Origin of the sequence: Pandoraea pnomenusa (genome assembly GCF_000767615.3) — a bacterium.
Taxonomy (GTDB): Bacteria; Pseudomonadota; Gammaproteobacteria; order Burkholderiales; family Burkholderiaceae; genus Pandoraea; species Pandoraea pnomenusa.
The window spans coordinates 2,838,366-2,858,247 of record NZ_CP009553.3 but is presented as its reverse complement, the minus strand read 5'-3'; the positions used below and the strand labels follow the sequence as shown (position 1 = coordinate 2,858,247).

The 19,882-nt window shown below is 65.5% G+C and carries 11 protein-coding genes; 8 read left to right on the top strand and 3 right to left on the bottom strand.

Annotation, left to right across the window (positions count from 1 at the left end):
- Positions 1 to 11: 11 nt before the first annotated feature.
- The 3 genes from LV28_RS36735 to LV28_RS36725 all read left to right on the top strand — a co-directional run bounded on the left by LV28_RS36735 (position 12) and on the right by LV28_RS36725 (position 4,342).
- The gene (locus LV28_RS36735) at positions 12 to 1,706 is read left to right on the top strand and encodes an AMP-binding protein (RefSeq protein ID WP_081326883.1); all 1,695 of its coding nucleotides are present in this window, start codon (positions 12 to 14) and stop codon (positions 1,704 to 1,706) included.
- 164 nt (positions 1,707 to 1,870) lie between these two features.
- The gene (locus tag LV28_RS36730; protein ID WP_024788687.1) at positions 1,871 to 2,713 is read left to right on the top strand and encodes an IclR family transcriptional regulator; all 843 of its coding nucleotides are present in this window, start codon (positions 1,871 to 1,873) and stop codon (positions 2,711 to 2,713) included.
- Positions 2,714 to 3,109: 396 nt separating this feature from the next.
- Positions 3,110 to 4,342, top strand: a complete 1,233-nt coding sequence (locus LV28_RS36725; RefSeq protein WP_023596131.1) for a GGDEF domain-containing protein — start codon at positions 3,110 to 3,112, stop codon at positions 4,340 to 4,342.
- Between the two features lie 16 nt (positions 4,343 to 4,358).
- On the opposite strand, the gene LV28_RS36720 is transcribed toward LV28_RS36725, so the two are convergent.
- Complete coding sequence (locus LV28_RS36720) at positions 4,359 to 7,049, bottom strand: autotransporter family protein (RefSeq protein ID WP_255315159.1); 2,691 nt, start codon at positions 7,047 to 7,049, stop codon at positions 4,359 to 4,361.
- 298 nt (positions 7,050 to 7,347) lie between these two features.
- Here LV28_RS36720 and LV28_RS36715 point away from each other — a divergent pair, with 298 nt between their 5' ends.
- Complete coding sequence (locus LV28_RS36715) at positions 7,348 to 7,737, top strand: hypothetical protein (protein ID WP_023874219.1); 390 nt, start codon at positions 7,348 to 7,350, stop codon at positions 7,735 to 7,737.
- 175 nt (positions 7,738 to 7,912) lie between these two features.
- On the opposite strand, the gene LV28_RS36710 is transcribed toward LV28_RS36715, so the two are convergent.
- Positions 7,913 to 9,397: an MDR family MFS transporter gene (locus tag LV28_RS36710; protein ID WP_051610642.1), complete on the bottom strand. Its 1,485-nt coding sequence runs from the start codon at positions 9,395 to 9,397 to the stop codon at positions 7,913 to 7,915.
- 193 nt (positions 9,398 to 9,590) lie between these two features.
- The gene (locus tag LV28_RS36705; RefSeq protein WP_023874220.1) at positions 9,591 to 10,076 is read right to left on the bottom strand and encodes a MarR family winged helix-turn-helix transcriptional regulator; all 486 of its coding nucleotides are present in this window, start codon (positions 10,074 to 10,076) and stop codon (positions 9,591 to 9,593) included.
- A gap of 387 nt (positions 10,077 to 10,463) precedes the next feature.
- On the opposite strand from LV28_RS36705, the gene LV28_RS36700 reads away from it, so the two are divergent.
- From LV28_RS36700 to LV28_RS49380, 4 genes are all read left to right on the top strand, one after another.
- The gene (locus LV28_RS36700; protein WP_023596125.1) at positions 10,464 to 11,339 is read left to right on the top strand and encodes a hypothetical protein; all 876 of its coding nucleotides are present in this window, start codon (positions 10,464 to 10,466) and stop codon (positions 11,337 to 11,339) included.
- A gap of 220 nt (positions 11,340 to 11,559) precedes the next feature.
- Complete coding sequence (locus LV28_RS36695) at positions 11,560 to 14,577, top strand: putative bifunctional diguanylate cyclase/phosphodiesterase (RefSeq protein WP_052408598.1); 3,018 nt, start codon at positions 11,560 to 11,562, stop codon at positions 14,575 to 14,577.
- A gap of 451 nt (positions 14,578 to 15,028) precedes the next feature.
- Entirely contained in the window at positions 15,029 to 16,048 is a 1,020-nt protein-coding gene (locus tag LV28_RS36690; RefSeq protein WP_023596123.1) for a WaaZ-like lipopolysaccharide core biosynthesis protein, read from the top strand.
- A gap of 222 nt (positions 16,049 to 16,270) precedes the next feature.
- Entirely contained in the window at positions 16,271 to 19,867 is a 3,597-nt protein-coding gene (locus LV28_RS49380; RefSeq protein WP_023874226.1) for a DNA translocase FtsK, read from the top strand.
- The last annotated feature ends 15 nt before the right edge of the window (positions 19,868 to 19,882 follow it).

The following is a 19,882-nucleotide window of genomic DNA, read 5'->3' as shown; positions in this document are numbered from 1 at the left end:
CGGATTACCGAATGTCCAAGTCCAACGTTGCCCGATGCGCGCCGGCAGGCGCGCAGTCGATGTCAGATTCGCGTCAGGGGGCGGGTTCCGCCTCAAATCCGGCCTCCCACCCGACCTCTCATCCGGCCCCTCACGCCTTCACGCGTTATTTTCCGCATCGGGCCGAGGGCGATCGGCTCGACGTCGCGCCCCTGCTCATGGCGGGCCTGCGCGGCGTTTGCGCCAAGCCGGTCGTCGTGTTCGAGGGCGAGGCCATCGACCGCGCGCAGATGGCCGCGCGTGTGGGGGCCATGCAGGCCTGGCTGGCGGCGCAGGGGCTCGTGCCCGGCGATCGCGTGGCCGTCATGCTCGGTAACAGTTCGGCGCAGGTCGCATTGATCTACGCGCTCATGCTGTCCGGTCTGGTGTGGGTGCCCGTCAATACGCGCCTGAAGGGCGACGGGATCGAATACCTGCTCGGCCATGCCAAGCCCCGGTTGCTCATCGCCGAACCGTCGTTCGGCGATGTGCTTGATGCCGGGATTGCGCTGGCGGCCCAGCAGGCAGACCATCACGGCACGAGGGTGGTGCGTCACTGGCTCGCGGACGTGATGGCGCAGGCGGGCGAATACCACGGTGCGCAGCCGGTCGCGGCGGCGCTCACGCCGGCTTCGGTGCTTTGTATCATTTACACCTCCGGCACGACGGGGGCCCCCAAGGGTGTGTTGTTCACCCATCGAATGATGCGCATCGCGAGCGAAGCCGCGTTGCGCGTGGCCGATGCTCACGATGGCGACCGCCTGTTCTTGTGGGAGCCGCTGTGCCATATCGGCGGGGCTCAGATGCTCTTGCTGCCGTTTCTCGCTGACCTCGAGATGCACATCGTGGAGCGCTTCTCTGCGAGCCGCTTCTGGCAGCAGTGCGAGCAGGCGCAGGCTACGCATCTGCACTATCTTGGCGGCATTCTCGACATCCTGATGCAATTGCCGCGCGAGTCGCAGCCGGTACGGAATTCGCTGCGCGTGGCGTGGGGGGCGGGCGTGTCGGCAAGCGCCTGGCAAGCGACGCGCGAGCGTCTGCAGTGCGCCTTGCGCGAGTGTTACGGCATGACCGAATGCTCGAGCTTTGCCACGCTGAACGACGCCGACGTGCCGGGCTCCATCGGCCGGGCTTTGCCGTGGCTCACCGTCGAACTGCTCGACGATGCGGGGCAGCCTGTCGCCGACGGCGAGCCGGGCGAAATCGTATTGTCGAGCGACGTGGAAGGGGTATTCCTGCCGGGTTATCTCGACAATCCGGAGGCAACAGCGAAGGCCTTGCGGGGCGGCAAGCTGTACACGGGCGACAGCGCGCGGCGCAATGCCGATGGCAGTCTGGTCTTCATCGGCCGTCGCACGGACAGCATGCGTGTGCGCGGGGAGAATGTCTCGGCGTGGGAGATCGAGCGGGTGTTCGCGCGGCATCCGGCGGTGGCGGCGTGCGCGGCCGTGGGGGTCGACAGCGAGATCGGCGAGCAGGACGTCATGCTGTACGTCCAGTTCCGTGCGGGCGAGGCCGTCGATTGGCACGAGTTATCGGCGTGGGCGGCGGACAAACTCGCGAGTTACCAGCGGCCGCGCTACTATCGCGAGGCGTTGCGGTTCGAGACCACGCCGTCGGAGCGGATTCGGAAGCACCTTTTGTCGCGCGAGACGGCAGGCGCTTGGGCGTTGTCGTCGACAAAGTAGAATCGTTGAGCAGGTGCAAGCCGGGGGGAGGGGGGGGGCGCGACAGCCGAGGCGTCGGTAACGATGACAGCAAGGATTTCAGGTTTATCGTATAAAAATAGATGGTTATTTTTATGAGATAATTCGTCTCTATTTGCCTCAATCGCCTCAATCCGATATCAACCGTGGCCACCACTAAGACCCCCCGCACCCGCGTCAAAGCGGCCGCTGCCGCCGAGACGGCGGCTGCCGCGTCCACCGAATCCACGCTTTACGTCCAGTCGGTGGAAAAGGCGATGAAGGTGCTCACGGCGTTCGACGGCTCGAAGCGGCACCTCTCGCTGTCCGAGATTGCGGCGGCTACGGGCTTCGACATCAGCGCGGCGCAGCGTTTCACGTTCACGCTCTCGGCGCTGGGTTATCTGCTCAAGGATCCGCAGAGCAAAAAGTACGAACTCTCGCCGAAGTTGCTCGACTTCACGTACCACTACCTCGTGTCCAATGAGTTGGTGAGCCGTGCGGCACCTTATCTCCAGCAACTGGCGGCCGAGACGGAAGAGGCGACGAACCTCACGGTGCGCCTCGATACCGACATCGTATTCGTGCTGCGCATCGTGAGTCGCAGTGTGTTCAATGCCAACGTCATCGTCGGATCGCGCCTGCCGGCCTACTGCACGGCGCCCGGGCTGGCGATGCTTGCCACACTGGACGATGCCGAGATCGACGACATCCTGTCGCGCACGAACCTCGTGCAGTTCACGCCGGCGACTGTCGCGCAACCGCGCAAGATCAAGGAGCGTTTGGCCAGAATTCGCAAGCAGGGCTACGCCCATACGGAAGACGAGTTCTTCATGGGCGATATTTCGACTGCGGCGGCTGTCGTCAATCAGGACGGCCGTGCCATCGGGGCGATCAACATCGCCGTGCCGCGCGTGCGCTGGAACGCCGGGCGCGACGAGCGCCGCTTCGCCGATCTCGTCATCCAGACGGCGGGTGCGTTGTCCGCGCGGCGCCGCCAGGAGATGTAGGGCCCCGCAGCCCCGGGCCTTGCTTCGTCCAACCATCCGATCATTTGGTCGACCGGTTGCCCTCTCAAATCGACGTGCTAGAATCCCGCCGCATGGGTATGGGGCAGGACCGATTCCCGGAATTCGGACATCGCGCGTTACGGCACCTCTGAACCGGGTGTGCAGGGACGACGTGCGCTGGGGCACGAGGTGCCGGATTCCAGGAGAAACCGATGGCCGGACCGGGGCGGCCAGACGGTGCACCGCACACGGTGCGCGAGTTACTGCCAGACATTCCATCCAGCACACGCAAGCGCTGATTTTTCAGAATGGTTCTCATTCCCCGCACTTCAAACTGCGCATCGCGCCGAGGGCTGTTCAGCTCGTCGATCGCCGATGCGTACGGGGGACGGAGCCATGGCTCTTGGTTTGTCGTTGCCGGCATTGGATCTGCCGACACTGCAGTTCGTGACCTTCCTGTTGAGTATCGCCACAGGCATTCTCTTCATGCTCGACGCGTTGCGTCGCGATGAGGCCGAATCCCCGCGATGGTGGAGCCTGGCATTTCTGCTCGCCACCTTTTCTCCCGTGCTCTATCTGCTCGCCGCGCGAAGTTCACGGCTTGCCATCCTGTATCCGCTGGGCAATGCCGTGGCGACGCTCGCGTTCGCCATGGTATGGAGCGGTGCACGACGCTTCTACGCGCGCGACGTGCAGTGGGTGGCCGTATTCGGCGGTCCGGCGGTGCTGTTGTGGGGGACCTGGCTGTTCGCGCGTCCGCTCGATGCCTGGAGCGGCGGGGTACTGTTCTACGCGCTGCTGGCCTGCTACAGCCTGATGGCGGCCAGAGAGTTCTGGCAGGCCTCGGGCCTGCGCCTGCCGAGCAGTGCGGTATTGGCGGTCGTGGCTGTCCTGCATGGCGGATTCTATACGGCACGCGCCGTGGCACTGGTGTGGCTCGGTGCGTCGGATCCGGTTTTCCTCGCGTGGTTCGGCCCACAGGTCTCGACGACCGAAATGCTGGTGTTGATCGTGGTGGCGAGCTTTCTCATGGTTTCGCTCGGCAAGGAGCGCTCCGAAATCGCCTTGCATCGTGCCGCCACGCGCGACGGTCTGACACAGACCTTCAATCGGCCGGAGTTTACGCGCCGCGCGCGCGAGCAGATCCGTCGGCATGGCGCGCCGGTCGCGCTGTTGCTGCTCGATCTGGATCACTTCAAGCGAATCAACGATACCTACGGTCATCCGTTCGGTGACGCCGTGCTGCGGTTGTTCGCCCGCACGGCCGCACAGCAACTGCGCGCCGACGACATTTTCGGCCGCTACGGCGGCGAGGAATTCGCACTGTTCCTGCCGGGCGTGGGCGCGTCCGAAGCGCAGGCAATCGCCGAGCGTGTGCGTGAAGCGTTCGAGCGCGCGGCACGCACGGTGCAAGGCGAGCCGGTGGCGGCGACCGTCAGTATCGGGATCGCCTGTGAAGAACGTTCGCGCGGCGAACTCTCGTCGCTCGTGCAGCGCGCGGACCGGGCGTTGTACCAGGCCAAGGCAGACGGCCGCAACCGCTGTGTGCGCTACACGCCCGAGACCGCCATGCCATCCGTGGAAGCGCGCGTCGATGTGCCGCCGTTGCGGAGCGCGGCGGGCGGGTGACCAAGGCTGTGTTGCCTTACCAGCGCCAGCGCAATCCCAACGTCGCTGACACACTCTGCTGACGCGTGTCGTCGAGTTGCGTGAGATAGGCGACGGTGGCATATACGCTTGCGTGGCGGTTGAAGCGCCCGGCCACCCCCACGCCGAACTGTGCGGCGGTGCTGTTCGCACCGGTGACAATGGGAGTGGTGCCGCCGAAGACGGCTCGCCCATCGCTGCCGAAGGTATGCAGCAGATTGAACAACAGATAGGGGCGCAACAGGCCGCGCGCGCCATCGTAGTTGCCTTCGAGCCGTGCGCCGATGCGTACGAGCCAACTGTTGGTGCTGTCGAATGACACTGTCGAGACGTTATCCGTCAGGTCGTCGAGCGACTGGTGCTGCCACACCACCTGCGCCTGCGGTTCCAGCGAAAGCGTGGATGTCAGCGGGATCGGCACGCCGGTCTCGAGCGATGCCGCAAGCGCTCTGCCGTGTGTGCTGCGCGCGGCGCCGCCGATCGGCTTCGACTCGTATTGCAGACTCGAGGCGAGGACGACGGCATCCGTGTAGGCGCCTCCCGGCATCACGTGGGTCCAATAGGCGCCCGCGCTGTAAATGTCCAGGCCGAGCGAACCCGTGTGCGTATCCATCGCGCCCAGCGCCAGCCCTTGGGTATCCCCCGAGGCGCGCGTCCAGCCCCCCAGAACCCCGATGTGGTCGCTGTGCCCGCTGTCGGATTGGCGGGCGAAGAGGTCGTGTCCGATTTGCACGCCGCCGAGGTTGCCGTCGAACTGCGGCGATACGTCCCCCTTGCTGCGCAGTTGTTCCGTCTGCCCCCACACACGCGCCCATCCAGCGCTTAGCCAGCCACGTTCCGTGAGCAGCCCCTGCTGGCCTTGCCGCTCGTGAAACGTGCCCATTTGCGCGAAACCTGCCGCGCGCGCGATCTCCGGCATCACCGAATATACCGGCACTTCCACACGATAGATGGGCAGGGAGGTCGACCCTGGGGCGGCCGCGGGCGGACTGCCTGCCGCACCGACCGGGGTGAGCACGGTACTGACGACCTGTCCGGTGACAGGGTCGACGTACGTGAGCGCGGTGGCGACCGGCACCGTCGAGCGCAGGAACCAGTTGTTCGTACTGCCTGGCGTGGTACCGCCCTTGTAGAGATAGTAGGTATAGGCGCCCACGCTCACCGGCGTGCCAAGCGTGAACGCATCCGTCGTCGATGTGGCGCCGCCGACCGCCTGGACCATCGGAATGCCATTGCCCGTCGTGAGGGCGCCGAGACCGCCCATGTTGTTGACGGCGAGCGTGGTATTGCCGGCGATCGTGCCGCCGTTCACGGTCAGCGGCGCGACGCGCGAGGTGTCATTGCCCAACACCGAATCGATGGCGAGGGTCCCGCCGTTGCCGGTGTAATTGCCAACGAGCGTGAGCGAGCCATTGCCGCTGCCGTCGCCGGGGTGAATCGTCCCGGCATTGGTGACGTTGCCAGTGAGCGTGCCGGTGCCGGTCAGCGTAGCGCCCGACGCGACGGTGGTCGTGGCGCCGCCCAGCGTGCTCGCGAGGTTGAACACGCCGCTTTGAAACTGCACGTTGTTGAAGTCTCCGCTGCCCGTCCACGTCCAGTTGTCGCCTTGTGCTAGCAGGTTGCCGAAGTTGACGAATGCGTTGCTCGCGGTGCCCGAGCCTTGCAGGATCAGTCGGCTCGCGGCGCTCGATCCCCCGTTGGCCGTGCCCACGATCTGCGAGCCGGTCTGCAGGATGAGCGTATTCGAGCGCGCCGCCGCATTCATTGCGATCGCGGTGCCGACATCGCTTTCGATCAGCCCGGCGTTCGTGATCGTGATCGTGCCGTTGACGGTTCGCACCCCGTAGCCCTGGCGGCTGATGATCTGGCCGCCGGCCTGATTGACGATCGATGACGTGAAACCCGACGCGGTGTTCGACACGACGGCGTCGCTGTTCACGCCGCGGGCTTCGATATAGCCGCTGTTGGCGAGCCGGTTGTTGTTCCCCTGCATGAAAACCGTGAACGAGCGATTCGAGGCGGTGCCGCCGGTCGTGATCAGGGTGCCGCTGTTGGCGACGGTGCTTTGGCCGCCCACGACGCTGATGGCCCGGCCGCCGCCGCCGTTGGCGGTGATGGTGCCGGTGTTGATGAACGTATTGTTCAGGCCGAGACCCGACGACTGACCCCACGCGGCGGTCATGCCGAAGGCGTTCGGGCCATTGACGGTGATGGTGCCGTTGTTGGTCAGCGTGCCGCGGTTGCCGTTGATGGCCATGCCGTCGTTTTCGTAGCCGGTCGTGGTGACGACGCCCGTCGACGTGTTGATGAGCGTATTGCCGTCATGCGCGCCGAGCATGGCGGCGCCGCGTCCCGCGGTATTGGTGCCGCTCATGCCGACCGTGCCCGAATTGCTGATGGTGCTCGACGAATCGACCGTGATCGTCGCCACGTCTGCCGCGCTACGCACCGACGCAACCGTCGCGCCCGGCGCCACGTTGACCGTGACGCCCGTGCTGCCGGCTTGCGCGGTGACGGTCGTATCGGTGCCGGTGCAGGTGACCGTGGTGTTGCTCGCGGGGGCGACGTTGTCGCAAACGGCTCTGGCCTGGGCGGATACGCACAGCGACGCGGCCAGGATCAACGGCTTGAGCGGCAACGGATGGGGGACGGCATTCGCGGATGCCGCTGCGCGCATCGGTCTTCTCATTTTGCGCTCCTGAGGATGACGGTTTTAATTCATTTGATTCATCCGAATTGCGTTCAAATAAGGGATTGAATGACTCCTGGACAAATATCGACGTTGTTTCATCGATGAATGTAATAATTTGTTACGGTTCGCTCGCGTCTCGAGATAGGTGTGTTGCGTTCAGGATTTCAGCGGGATCGGCTGGATTCGGGCCGTTTTCAGTGGTGTTCCAAACGAAGTGCCCGACGCGGTCGGAGAAGCGGCCTGAGCGTCGTGTAAAGTGAACGCTTTCCCTGCGCCGCCGCCGACGTTTTTCGCCATGCCGCCCACCGTTCGCAATTCACTTCTCTGGGTTTTCGACCCACTCGAGCGCAACGAAACGTATTTGCGAAAGCGGATGTTCGGCTCGGACGCCGCGTATGTGAACGGGTTGCAATGCCTTGGGGTGATCGACCGCGATGCGCCGTGGGATGGCCTGCTGGTCTGCACGTCGCATGAGCACCATGCGTCGTTGCGCGAGGAGATACCGACGTTGCGTCCGCATCCCGTATTGGGGAAATGGCTCTACGTGTCGCAGTCCGACCCGGATTTCGAGGCCGTGGCCGAGCATGTCGTGGCGCTGGTGCTGGCGGGCGACCCGCGCATCGGCATCGAGCCCCGGCCACGCAAGCCACGCAAGGCTGCGAGGCGTTCGCGGCCGTTGCCGTGAACGCGGGCGCGCGGCCAGGCCGGGCCGGCACCCGGCGATGGCGGCACGCCGACGTTGCGATGCGCCAACGTCCGCCGCCATCCGCCGCCATCCGCCAACGTCCGCCGCCATCCGCCGCCATCCGCCACCATCCGCCACCATCCGCCACCATCCGCCACCCTTCGCCGCGATCCGTTCAATCGGCTGCGATGTGCACCATCTCCTCGGCTTCGCCTGGCACCTTCTTCTTCATGCGAATGAACAGCAGCAGTGGCATGACCACGATCGTGAGAACCATCATCAGCCGGAAATCGTCGAGGTACGCGATCATCGCCGCCTGACGGGTCACTTCGGCATTGATCGCGGCCATTGCCGCGTTGCCGTACGTCTGCAGGTAGCTCTCCAGTCCTTGCGTGAACGGCGTGACTCGCTCGGACAGCACGGCGTGATTGACCTGGGTGTTCTGCGTGAGCAGCGTTTGCACGACGGAAATGCCGATACTGCTGCCGATATTGCGCGACAGGCTGTAGATCGCGGCGCCATCGGCGCGCAACTGGCCGGGCAGCGTGGCAAAGGTGACAGTCGTCAGCGGTACGAAGACGAAGCCCAGCCCGAAACCCTGAATCACGCCGGGCCACACGATGTCCGACGGACTGAGCGTGAGCGGATAGCCCGCCATCATGTATAGCGAGTACGCGGTCAGCGCGAAGCCGAATCCCAGCAGGTAACGCACGTCGACCCTGCCCACCAGCCGCCCGACGATCAGCATGGCCGCCATCGTGCCTGCGCCGGAGGGCGCCGTCACCAGCCCGGTCAGGATCGCGGGATAGCCGAACAGGCTTTGCAGCATCGGTGGGAGCAGGGCACGCGTTGCGTAGAGAATAATCCCGACGACGAAGATGTAGACGACACCGGTGTTGAAGTTGCGGTCGCGCAGCAAGGCGCGGTTGAAGAAGGAGTGTTCGCCGGCCGTCCACGTATGGACGATGAAGTAGGCGAAGCAGACAATCGCGCCGAGCATCTCCAGCCATATCTCGGTGGAGTTCAGCCAGTCCTGCTGTTCCCCGCGATCGAGCAGCAATTGCAGCAGGCCGATTGCCAGGCTCAGGGTGACGAAGCCCAGCACGTCGAATTTCCCCGCCTTCTGCTCGGCAGGTTCTTTCAGGTAGGCGGCAATGCCGAGGAACGCGATCAGCCCGATCGGCAGGTTGATATAGAACACCCAGCGCCAGTTGTAGCTGTCGGTAAGCCAGCCACCGAGCGACGGACCCAGGATCGGGCCGACCATCACGCCCATGCCGAACACCGCCATGGCCGACCCGTGCTTGTGTGGCGGATTGATGTCGAGCATCGTCGCCTGCGAAAGCGGCACGAGCGCCGCGCCACAGATGCCTTGCAGAAGACGCGCCGCCACGATCTCCGTCAGCGAATGCGCCATGCCGCACAACGCTGACGCAATCGTGAAGCCGGCGACCGACCACAGGAACACGCGACGGCGGCCGAAGCGCGCGCACAGCGTGCCGGTGAGCGGGGTGGCGATGGCGGCCGCCACGATGTAGGAGGTCAGTACCCAGGTGATGGAGTCCTGCGAGGCGGCCAGACTGCCCTGCATGTGAGGCAGTGCCACATTGGCGATGGTGCTGTCGAGCGTCTGCAGGATCGTCGCAAGCATGACGGACATGCTGACGAGCGCCCGGTGCTTGCCGGGATCGTCAGCCTTTTCGGGGGATGCCACGGTAGTTCCTCTGGTGGGTCGTAGTGCTTGTCGTTATTGCGGGGGCGGCGGACATCGCGTTCGCACCCGGGCACCTGTCCCAGCGCGTCCGGGCGCGCCGCGCATTGTCGCGTCGGTCTTTGCGTCTTTATTGGCGACCTTATTCCGGACCGGGCTCTTGACGCCGCACGGGCGTCGGGCATTGCGCCTCGGCACGCGTCAGGTTGACCAGTACCTTGCCCAGCAGGCGCGCCAGCTCGGCGCGTTCGTCGGGGGTGAGGTCCGCGAGCGCTTCGCGCTCGGTCACATTGGCAAAGGCCACGATGGTGTCGATCTTTGCCTCCGACGCCTCGGTCAGGTAGAGCAGGTGGGCCCGCTTGTCGTTCGGATCGCGCTCACGGCGCACGAGTCCTTTTTCCCTGAGTCGGTCCAGCAGTCTGACCAGCGCCATCGGCGTCAACTCCATGCGTTCGGCCAGCTCGGCCTGGGTCTGAACCCCATAGCGGTGCAGCATGACGAGCACGCGGGACTGCGCCCGGGTGAGATCGAAATTGCCTCGTGCGCGCCGGTCGAACAGGCGCGAATACACGCGCGCCACGTCGTGCACCAACGTGCCGAAGCGGGAAGACCAATCGATTTTCGGCATGAGGTCATGGCATGCCGGCCGGGCCATTCGGGACATTCGGGCCGGTCGGCAGGGTTAATTGATAAACAGGTTTATCATTTTGCCAGAGTCTTTCTTCGGACGGCAACTGTCGCAAATAGGTGACACCGAAGGGGCGGGGGCGGCCGCGGGACGCGGCGGGAAGGTGGTTTCGCCTGACGCGATGCGCTTTCCCGGGTGGTTGGCCGGCGCAGCGACACGGCGGCCACCCCGCCCCGGCGGGTCCGTCCGGGAAAATGTGAAAAAGCCAGCAAAAATAAGCACTTGACACTTCGCCTCGGCGGATCAAGAAAGGCATTGTGCGATGCACCGGCAGAACGCCGGGACATGGCACCAGCCCTCTATTGACCTTACTAAGGAGTGTCACTCATGTTTGACCTTTCACAAGCCTCGGATGTCCTGTCGATCACCGACGCCGACGTGCGCCCGGTGGCTTCGCCGGCCGCCGCGCGCGCGCCGGTGCACACGCCCGTCGCCGCGGCGTCGCTCGACGCGATGCGCGAGGAGCGTCTGCCTTTCACCATCACCATTGCGAGCGACGAAGCGTCGTTGCGTGATGCCGTCGCCATGCGCCAGGCGGCCTACGGACGGCACTTGCCGGCGCTTGCGGCCACGCTTGGCGAACCGGAGCAGAGCGACCGGGAGCCGGGAGCCATCGTGCTGGTGGCTCGGGCGCGGCTCGACGGCGCAGTCCTGGGGACCATGCGCATCCAGACGAACCGTTTTGCCCCGCTGCATCTCGAAGACTCGGCACCGCTGCCGGCATGGCTTGGCTCGGCCGCGCTGGCCGAGGCAACCCGCCTGGGTGTGGTGGCAGGTCCGGTCGGGCGGGTGGTGAAGACGGCGCTTTTCAAGGCGTTCTATCAGTACTGCCTGCTTTCCGGCATCGACTGGATGGTGATCACGGCGCGTCCGCCGCTGCATCGGCAGTACGAAGCGCTGATGTTCGTCGATGTTTTCCCCTCACAGGGACTGATTCCGATGGCGCACGTGGGCGACATCGGGCACCGGGTCCTGGCGCTCGACGTGGGGCAGGCGCGCGCACGTTGGCAGGCGGCGGAGCATCCGCTGTTCGCCTACATGTGTCTCACCCATCACCCCGACTTGCGCCTGGGACTGCCGGGCATCGTTCGTGGCGACGGGGCATCGCCGGTTGAAGCCAGTGTTGGCGCGCATTTGCGGGATTTATCTTTTAGTGCCGACGAGGTACGATGCGTAGCAGCAGGCTACAGCCTGGCGGTGTAATGCCGTTATACGACAAAACGTTATCCCGTCGCATGCGTTCGGCAACTTCTGCGGCGACGGCGGTAGCGAGCAGTACGGGCAAGAGACACCTGCCCGTGCCTGCCGGGGATTCCCGGCGGCACGGGACAGGGCGGGCCCGGCCGGCGGACTTGCCGAAAGGTGAGGCCTTGCGCGGCACCGAAGGCGGGGGTGACCAACGAGATAAGGGCATAAGAGTCATATGGCGGGGGAACTCGGCAACGAGCGTGACGATCACGGCCGCAATGCGAACGATTTCGCCGACGAGTTGGCTGAGCTCACCGGTAAGCGACGCCGTTGGCGCATCACCGCGCGGCTCGACGAACTCTTTCGCAGCATTTCCCTTTACGCCGTCCCCGCAGCGATCATGCTGCTCTCGGGGATCGTGTTGCTATTCCAGGAGAGCCAATATGCCGTGCGCGGCGCGACGCCACTGAGCTTCCAGGCGCTCGGCGACGTGCCGGCCACGCTCGGTCCGCCCATGGTGCTTGGCTCGCTCGAGCGTGCGGGCGCGGTCCATCAATTCAGCACGCGTTTGTCCGAGGCCCCGGTCTGGTTCCGCGTGAGCGTGCCGCCGGTGGGCGACACGGAACACACTGTCATCGAATTCCCGTCGCGCCACGCGCAGACGCTGGCCTGCTGGCGCGATCCGGCGGCCGCGCCGATCGGCCGCGCCGACCGAAGCGAAGTGAGCGGGGCGATCCGCATGTCCAAGGCCGGGTTCGCGATCGACCTCGGTCGTCTCGCCAGTCCGGTGTCGCTGCTTTGCGAGGGCACGTTCTCCGGTCCGGCGCATCTCACGCTGGTCGCGTGGCCGGCGTCGCAACTGCGCGTGTCCGAGCGGGAGTTCCATCGCAGCAACGGATTGCTCGAAGGCGGCTTGCTGACACTTTCGGCATTCGTGCTCGTCACGGCCATCATCAACAAGGAATGGCTGTACGTGCTCTTCGCCGCCTGGCTGATCGGCAACCTGCGGCTGGCCGCCAACTCGCTCGGCGCCGACACGCAATGGCTCGAGCGCGCGATCCCGACGGACTGGGACGCCCTCGTGCGCAAGGCGACCTTCGCGATCTACTACGTCCTGACGTACTCACTGTTCACGCAGCTCTTCAAACGCGAGCTGCGCGTGATCGGGCTGCGCTGGATGGTGATGGTGCTGCAATGGGCCGGCGTGGTGCTGTGCTGCGCTGCCATTGCGCTGCCTTACGCACACTTCATCCCCGTGCTCTGGACCGTGGCGGCGCTTGGCATTGCGATCGTGCTGGCGTTGCTCGTGCGCATTCTGGTGCTCACGCGCTCTCGCGTGGCGGTCTGGTACAGCGCGTCGCTGGCCATCGTGCTGTTTGCCACTTTCTCTGAAGTGATCGCCGCCGCATTCAACGCGCGGGCGCTGTCGTCTGCGCTCAACAGCGTGACGGCGGCCCTGTTCTCGAGCCTGATGGCGGCACTCGCCATCGCGGAGCAGATGCGACTGGAACACAAGGGCAAGCTCGAGGCGCAGACCGAACTGCGCAATGCCTACGACGTGACGCCTGTCGGTCTGTTCACGCTCAACGATCAAGGCGTGTTCGTGCGTGGCAACGCCGCTTTGCACACCATGCTGGGCATTCCGAACACCGAGGGGCGCGCGTATCGCTGGGACCAGTACTTCGGCCAGAACACATGGCGTATGCTGCTCGACATGGCGCAGAACAGCGACGAGTCCGAGCTCGAGATCCTGTCGCTGCCGCGCGACGACGGGCGGGTGAGCCGGTACCTCGTCAAGGCCATCTTCTCCGCCGGACGCATCGAAGGCTCGTTGCAGGACATCACCGAACGCGCCCGCACGATGGAGCAGTTGCGCTATCTCGCCGAGAACGATCCGCTCACGGGGGTATCGAACCGGCGCGGGATCGAGAAGGCGCTTGCGGAGGCGATCCGGACGCTGTCCGATACGCGACCGGCGGCGCTGGCGTATCTGGATCTCGACCGCTTCAAGCTGGTGAACGACCTCTTCGGGCATGCGGCGGGCGACGAAGTGCTGCGCCAGGCCTGCGACCGGATGCGGGCACGGTTGTCGCTGGATCAGAGCGTGGGGCGCACCGGCGGCGACGAGTTCATCGTGGTGTTTCGCGATGCGACGATCAAGGAAGCTGCGGCCGTGACCCGGCGTCTGGTCGATGCCATCGCGGGAGAGCCCTATCAAATCGGCGAACGCGCGTTCCAGGTGCGCGCGTCGGCCGGCGTGATCGAGCTCACTGCCGACATGCGCGTGCCGGACGCGATCTCGTCCGCGGACCGGGCCTGCCGCGAAGCCAAGAAGGGGCGTCGCGAACTGGTCGTGTACGAGCGTGGTGCCGCGGCGTTCCGGGAGCGGCTGGCCGAATTGCGTCTGATCGATGCGCTCGACGCCGGTCTGACGCCCAACACGTTGTTTCTCGAGATGCAGCCGATCATGGAGATGGCGTCGCCGGGCGACTCCCTCAACTTCGAGGTGTTGCTGCGCATGCGTGACGCCGACGGCAACATCGTGCCTGCCTCGCGCGTCATCAGTGCGGCCGAGGAGAACGGCACCATCGGCATGATCGACAAATGGGTGCTCACGAACACGCTGACCTGGATCGATACGCATCGCGAGCAGTTGGGCAAGACGCGGTTCGTCTGTGTGAACCTGTCCGGTGCATCGCTCAACGACGAGCATTTCGTACGCGACATCTTCGCCACGCTGGCCGCGCACGAGCGCGCGGTTGCCCTGTTGTGCATCGAAATCACCGAGACGGTGGCGTTGCACGATCTGGACAATACGCGCCGCTTCGTCGACCGCATCCATCAACTGGGCGGGCGCATTGCGCTCGACGACTTCGGTGCGGGCTTCAGTTCGTTTTCCTACCTCAAGGATCTCGCGGTCGACGCCATCAAGATCGACGGCGCCTTCGTCAAGAGCATGGCGGCGCACCCGGCCAACCTGGCCATCGTCGAGGCGATCGTGGCGCTGGCCAAGAATTTGGGGATCCGAAGCGTGGCGGAATGGGTGGAAGACGCCGCGACGCTCGAAGCCCTCTCGGAACTCGGTGTGGATTATGTGCAGGGCTTTCTCATCGCCCGCCCGCAGACGCCCGAGGCCATTCTGGCGGCGGATTCGGCGGCGAGTTTCGTTCGCGATCCGGAACTCGCCACATTGCTCGTCGAACTGGGTCAGGCGTTCTATCCGCGCCCTGGCAGCAGCGCAACGCTGCATTGAGCGACCCCGCGGATCCCGTCGTTTGGTGCATCGATCGGTGATCCGCGTGGCGAATTGTCTGTATTTCCCACAATGCTGTATTTCACCGCCAATTGCCCATCTTGCGTGGGGACGTGCCGTACAATCTGGCGAAAACCCGCATGTACACAGGGTTTCGGTGTCAAGCGATTTCGCCGTGGACGTCGTTGGGACGTAACCCGAAGTAAGATTTCCAGTTGGAATAAATCTTGTCCGGGGCGAAGCTCGGGTGGCAGAATTTGTCCATCGACGTGATGGGGCAACGCTCCATGAACCGACGAGTCGTTTCCGCATGCGGGGGGAAACGTGAAATTCGACAAGGCTCGTCGGGGGTTCCATCAAGACAGACACGCGATATGCAACGGGGTTAGGACCGGCGTCATCCATGCGATGGCGTTGGCGCAACCGGATGACCTAACCAAGAACAATGACAATGATCTCGACTTTTCTGAAGCTCGTTTACCGCTACAGCCATTCGGCGCAGTGGCGGCATAACGAGCGGCTGTGGCCGCACGCGCGTATCGAGCGCGACGCCATGGGAGCCATCGAGCGCTTTACGTGGCGCGGGCGCAATGTGCCGCTCGCGCGGCGCGCCGAACTGCAGCGCCTGCGACGTTTTCCCTGCCATCTCATCGCCAGCGGTCCGTCGATTGCCGAGATCGATTACGACGCGTTGCCGATGCATCACGTCATGGGCGTGAATGGCGCCATCGCGCTTACCGAGCGCGCCGCGGTCAAATTCGATTACTACTGCATCCTCGATGCGGGCTTCGTGCGCCAGCGCCCGGATCTTGCGCGGCGCATCGTGGCACGCGATCTCGTGCTGTTCGTCACGCCGGTGGTGTTGGCCCGCTTGCTGGAAATGTTTCCGTCGTCGGCATTCGGGTGCCGTTTCTATCTCGTGGACGATATTTTCAAGCGCGGCATGGAGGCGGCGAGTACCCCCCGCACGCTACGCGCGAATGCGCGGGTCGCCGCGAGTTCGACGTTTCTCGGCGACGACGGCCGTCTCGGCTTCAGCTTCGACATCGACAACGGTTTCTTTCATGGCGGCACCGTGGCGTATTTCGCGCTTCAGGTGGCGACGTGGCTCGGTTTTACCGAAATCTATCTCCACGGCGTTGACTTGCGGCAGGCCGCGCAAACGCCGCGCTTCTACGAGACGATGCAAACCCGCGCACCGACCCAGCTGGACGCCGAATTCGCCGATCTTATCGAACCGTCCTTCCGTCATGCGTCGGAAATTCTGCGTGCGCGCGGCGTGCGCGTCGAGAATCTCTCGAGCACCAGCGCCCTGGGCGAAGACATTTTTGCGAAGGTCGACTGGCGCTCGCTGCGTCGTCGCAATCTGAGCCTGGTCGTGCCGAATGAGGCGGTACTGCCCTCGATGGCCGCGACGGACGCCGGCACGACATCGCCCCGTCGTTCCACCGGCACGCACGGTCACGCGTAACGAAGTGCTGCGGGCTCAGCCATGTTGCCGCCCCAGGGTGACAGGGCCGCCGCGCCGCGGCCTACCTGATACAATCGCACTCCGGGTTTTCCTGAAGCATGAGCGATTATGGGGTTTGGCTGGTTCGGACTGTCGACGTTTTGGTTGCTGGCACTTTGCTGGCCTGGCGTACGGGGTCTGCTTGGCGGTGAGATACGGATCTTCGGCCCCGGCACACTCCGCATGCTGCTTGGCGTTCCGCTCGCGATGGTGTCGAGCGCCACGCTCGCCGCGCTCACGGGCGGCGACGGCAATACGGCTGGCGGCAGCGTCGGCCAATCGCTCTCTCACGGCCTGCACGTCGCATTGGGCGGTACGCTCGCGATGGGCGTTGCGGGCCTCGTCCTGTTGTTTTCCATTCCGATGGTCTTCGGCACCACCTGGTGGGGCATGTTCATGCGCCGTCGTCCCGATGACGGCGGCGTCGACGAGCCGTCCTACGAAACACGTCTCGACGGCGCGACCCGTGAACCGGTGCGCGGTATGTCGCGCGCGGCGTTCGATATCGGCGAGCGGGGCGAGCGCGCGCAGCGGTATCAACCGACACTCGGGCAAGGGCACCACAACGTTGGCAGCCTGACGGAAGCGCCGGTGCCGCGTCGTCGCGGTCTGGCCGCGCAGCCGCGATGGAAGCTTTCCGACGAAGAGCGCGCGCGTCTGGACGCGATGCAGCCACCGCCGTTGGCGCCGCGCGGCGCGCCGCGTGCGGAGCCCGCCTTCGCAAGGACACCTCGGGGCGTGGCCACCCCGGGCAAGGGCGTGTCCGCGACTCGACCGGGCGTCGCGGCGGTGACCGGCGCAGTGGCGAGTGTCGGTGCTTCAGCCTCCGCAGGCGCGCGTGCTGTGCCGTCACGAGGCAGTTACGCATCGGACGACAGCGTTGGCGATGCCCTGCGCGTGTCCGAGTTCGTGCGTCGCGAACCCGGCTTGCCCGCACGAGATACGCGTACCGCGTCGCCGGCAGCAGCGCCCCAGGGTGGGCCCCGCACGTCGGGTGCCGTGAACGTACCCGGCGTATCCAATGCCGCTGCCGCGCCCAATTCGGCTGCGCCCAACGCATCTGCCGATCCGCTGCATTCCACGTCGATTCCCGGTGTGAGCGGATATCGCCGTCCGGTTGGCATGGCGCCCGCGCATTTGCGAGGCACGATCGTCCACAGTCCGTTCCGCAAGCCTCAGCTGGGGCTCGAAGACGTGCCGCCGCGCGGCGCGGCCCCCATGGCGTTGCGCGCCCGCGAGGCGGCCGCGCCGCCGACGTCTGCGCAGACCATGCCGGCAGATGATGCGGTGGCGACGTCCGGAGCACCTGCCGTCGACGCACGGCCGGCGCCGCCGCCGGCCGCCCCTGTGATTCGTGGGGCCGCTCGGTGGTCGGCCACGGATGCGGCGACACCACTGTCTTCCGAATTCGCGGCGTTCTCACCCGTTGAACTGTCGAGCGGGGATGCCGGGACCGGCGCCAACGTGCTGCCGCCGGCACCGACACCCGAAATGCTGGCGCAGCAGGAAGCGGCGCGCGAAGCCGAGCGCCTGGCCGCGCGTGAGGCTGAACTGGCAGCGTTGGCGCACGCCAGGGCGATGGCTGCGTTGCGGGATGAGGCGCAGGCCTTGCTTCGCGACTTGCGCGAGTGGACGTCGGCCGACGTACCGCCACACGCGGATGCCGCGAGCCGCGCGCTCGACGTGCCTGACGTCTCGTCCGTGACCGCGGGAACGCCGGTCGTCGATGCGCCCGACGCGCCGTCGACGGAAATACCTGTCGAACTGCCGCGCCCCTTCGTTTTTGCCGATGTGCCGGCGAGCGTGGAACCTGTCGATGCGCGTCAACGCGCTGCCGTGCCCACGCCGAGCCCGTCGTATGTCGCTTCGGACGTGAGGGACTTGTCCCAGGCATTGCCAGCACTGGTGCCGGGCGCAGCCCCCGGCGAGCTCCCCGATGCGCTGTCCGACGCGCTGCCCGTAGCGCTATCCGACGCAATTCCCGCTGACGCCGCCGAGGCGAAGCCGGTGACAGATCCGCACGACGAGGGGGAGGGCGGCGCATCGAAGCCGCATTATGTCCTGCGCGCGGACGGCACCTGGGCGCGCGCCGACGAGACACCGGTGTCGCTGCACACGACTTCGCCGGCGGTTCAGGTCTCGCCGGTAGTCGCCACGCCCGACGCGGCGCCGCCGATCTTGTCGTCCCCGGCAGTTCCCGCCATCCCGTCGTTCGCCGCCGCGAGCGCGGCTGAGCCGCCGAGCGCCAGTTTTTCATCGGACACGCCCTACGAATTGCCGTCTCCGCGTGTGCCCGTCGATTACGACCTGCCGCCGCTCGACCTCCTTGCGCCGGCCACGTCGCAGGACGTGGCGAGCGTCGTGTCCGACGAATCCCTGGCTGCGGTGAGCCAACTGATCGAACAGCGCCTGGCCGAATTCAAGGTGCCGGTCACGGTGGTGGGCGCGTCGGCCGGCCCGGTCATTACTCGTTTCGAGGTGGAACCGGCGGTGGGCGTGCGCGGCGCCCAGGTCGTCGGTCTGATGAAGGATCTGGCGCGGGCCCTGGGCGTCACGTCGATCCGCGTGGTCGAGACCATTCCGGGCAAGACCTGCATGGGGCTCGAACTGCCGAATGCGCAGCGCCAGATGATCCGCCTGTCGGAGATTTTGAGGGCCTCGGCGTTTGACGCACATCGTTCGCGTCTCGCGTTGGCGATGGGCAAGGACATCACCGGGGAGCCGGTCGTGGCGGATCTGGCGCGCGCGCCCCACTTGCTGGTGGCCGGCACGACCGGCTCGGGCAAGTCGGTCGCCGTCAACGCGATGATCCTCTCGTTGCTCTACAAGGCGACGCCGGACGACGTTCGGCTCATCATGATCGACCCGAAGATGCTCGAGCTCTCGGTCTACGGCGGCATCCCCCACTTGCTGGCGCCGGTCGTCACCGACATGAAGCAGGCCGCGCATGCCCTGAACTGGTGCGTGGGAGAAATGGAAAAGCGCTATCGCCTGATGTCGGCGCTCGGCGTGCGCAACCTGGCGGGCTACAACGAGAAGATCGACGCGGCACGCGCGGCGGGCGAGAAGGTGAGCAATCCGTTCTCGCTCACCCCCGACGCCCCCGAGCCGCTTGACCGTCTGCCGTTCATCGTGGTGGTCATCGACGAGCTTGCCGATCTCATGATGGTGGCGGGCAAGAAGATCGAAGAACTGATCGCGCGACTGGCGCAAAAGGCGCGCGCGGCGGGCATTCACCTGATTCTCGCCACGCAGCGACCGTCGGTCGACGTCATCACGGGGCTCATCAAGGCGAACATTCCGACGCGTGTTGCGTTCCAGGTCTCGTCGAAGATCGATTCGCGCACGATCCTCGATCAGATGGGCGCGGAGTCGCTGCTCGGTCAGGGCGACATGCTGTTCCTGCCGCCCGGTACCGGGTATCCACAGCGCGTGCACGGGGCGTTCGTGGCGGACGACGAAGTGCACCGGGTCGTGCAGCACTGGCAACAGTACGGCGAGCCGGACTACGACGAGGCGATTCTCGCGGGCGATCCGGGCGATGCGGCGTCGGCCGATCTCTTCGGCGAGACGTCGGGCGACGCCGAGGCCGATCCGCTGTACGACGAGGCTGCCGCATTCGTGCTCAATTCCCGCCGCGCATCGATTTCCGCCGTGCAGCGCCAGTTGCGCATCGGCTACAACCGTGCGGCGCGCTTGATCGAGCAGATGGAGACCGCCGGGCTCGTCAGTCCGATGGGGCGAAACGGGGCGCGCGAAGTGATCGTCTCCGGCGACTAATCCGCGTCGCTTACA

Coding starts and splice junctions, on each gene's coding strand:
- LV28_RS36735 (WP_081326883.1), top strand. CDS start 12: ATGTCCAAGTCCAACGTTGCCCGATGCGCGCCGGCAGGCGCGCAGTCG.
- LV28_RS36725 (WP_023596131.1), top strand. CDS start 3,110: ATGGCTCTTGGTTTGTCGTTGCCGGCATTGGATCTGCCGACACTGCAG.
- LV28_RS36720 (WP_255315159.1), bottom strand. CDS start 7,049: ATGAGAAGACCGATGCGCGCAGCGGCATCCGCGAATGCCGTCCCCCAT.
- LV28_RS36715 (WP_023874219.1), top strand. CDS start 7,348: ATGCCGCCCACCGTTCGCAATTCACTTCTCTGGGTTTTCGACCCACTC.
- LV28_RS36710 (WP_051610642.1), bottom strand. CDS start 9,397: ATGTCCGTCATGCTTGCGACGATCCTGCAGACGCTCGACAGCACCATC.
- LV28_RS36705 (WP_023874220.1), bottom strand. CDS start 10,076: ATGCCGAAAATCGATTGGTCTTCCCGCTTCGGCACGTTGGTGCACGAC.
- LV28_RS36700 (WP_023596125.1), top strand. CDS start 10,464: ATGTTTGACCTTTCACAAGCCTCGGATGTCCTGTCGATCACCGACGCC.
- LV28_RS36695 (WP_052408598.1), top strand. CDS start 11,560: ATGGCGGGGGAACTCGGCAACGAGCGTGACGATCACGGCCGCAATGCG.
- LV28_RS36690 (WP_023596123.1), top strand. CDS start 15,029: ATGATCTCGACTTTTCTGAAGCTCGTTTACCGCTACAGCCATTCGGCG.
- LV28_RS49380 (WP_023874226.1), top strand. CDS start 16,271: ATGCTGCTTGGCGTTCCGCTCGCGATGGTGTCGAGCGCCACGCTCGCC.